At 70.9% G+C, this 416-nt stretch carries 1 pseudogene; it reads left to right on the forward strand.

What is annotated here, in order from left to right:
• Positions 1-416 (forward strand): annotated as a pseudogene (locus I6F37_RS41925) (amidase); the annotation flags it as partial.

Genomic DNA, 416 nt, shown 5'->3' on the forward strand with positions numbered 1-416 from the left:
ACCCGGATGCGGACGCTCGCCGACCTGATCGCCTTCAACCGGGCTCGGTGTGCTGAGGAGTTGGTCTGGTACGGCCAGGAGATCTTCGAGCTCGCCGAGGCAACCAGCGGTAACCTCCGCGACCCGGAATATCTGGCGGCCGTGGCAACGACGCGCAACTTCGGTCGCCGGGTGATCGACGGCTACCGCCGCCAGGGTTTCGACGCCGTCCTCACCCCCTCGACGAGCTCGGCGACCTCGGTCGCGGCCACCGCGGGCTACCCGAGCATGTCGATCCCGATCGGCTACGTCCGCGGCACCCAGCCCGTCGCGCTCTGGCTGGCGGCCGGGGCGTACGAGGAGCCGCAGCTGATCCGTCTTGGCTCGGCGATCGAGCAGCTGGTCGACGCCCGGGTGGCGCCCACGCTGGCCGGGAC

Origin of the sequence: Bradyrhizobium sp. NBAIM08, assembly GCF_020193935.1 — a bacterium.
Lineage (GTDB): Bacteria > Pseudomonadota > Alphaproteobacteria > Rhizobiales > Xanthobacteraceae > Bradyrhizobium > Bradyrhizobium yuanmingense.